The organism is Salinicola socius, from assembly GCF_001937195.1.
Lineage (GTDB): Bacteria > Pseudomonadota > Gammaproteobacteria > Pseudomonadales > Halomonadaceae > Salinicola > Salinicola socius.
Genome location: NZ_MSDO01000144.1, coordinates 1 through 896, shown reverse-complemented (window position 1 = coordinate 896; position 896 = coordinate 1). Strand labels below are relative to the sequence as shown.

At 64.2% G+C, this 896-nt stretch carries 1 protein-coding gene; it reads left to right on the top strand.

Annotated elements, in window-relative coordinates; genetic code table 11:
• A partial coding sequence (locus tag BTW07_RS19285; RefSeq protein ID WP_144077031.1) for a tandem-95 repeat protein occupies window positions 1-896 on the top strand: 896 nt, incomplete at both ends.

Below are 896 nucleotides of genomic sequence, written 5' to 3'. Positions count from 1 at the left end.
CCGGCGAGAACAGCGTTCTCAGTGGGCAGGTTCCGGCAGCGACCGATATCGATGGGACGATCGCCGGTTACGACCTGGCGACGGATGTCGGCACCGGCAACGGTAGCCTCAGCTTTAATAGCGACGGCAGCTACAGCTTCACGCCGGGTGCCGACTTCGACGGTCTGGCTGCCGGCGAGAGCCGCGACGTCACCTTCAGCTATACCGCCACCGATAACGATGGCGGCGTCAGTGCACCCAAGACGGTCACCATCACCGTGACCGGCACCAACGACGCGCCGGTGGCCGTCGCTAATACCCAGACCACCGGCGAGAACAGCGTTCTTAGCGGGCAGGTTCCAGCAGCAAGTGACGTCGATGGCACCATCGCCAGCTACGCGCTCGACACCGGCGTAGGTCAGGGCAACGGCAGCCTGACGTTCAATGCCGACGGCAGCTACAGCTTCACCCCCGGCACCGACTTCGACGGTCTCGCCGCGGGCGAGAGCCGCGACGTCACCTTCAGCTATACCGCCACCGATAACGACGGCGGCGTCAGTGCACCGAAGACGGTCACCATCACCGTGACCGGCACCAACGATGCGCCGGTGGCCGTCGCCGATACCCAGACCACCGGCGAGAACAGCGTTCTTAGTGGCCAGGTTCCGGCAGCGACTGATGTCGATGGCACCATCGCCAGCTATGCCCTCGACACCGGTGTAGGTCAGGGCAACGGCTCGTTGACGTTCAACGCCGACGGTTCCTACAGCTTCGCCCCCGGCACTGACTTCGATGGTCTGGCTACCGGCGAAAGCCGTGACGTCACTTTCAGCTATACCGCCACCGACAACGATGGTGGGGTCAGCGAGCCCAAGACGGTCACCATTACCGTCACGGGGACTAACGATGCGCCGGTG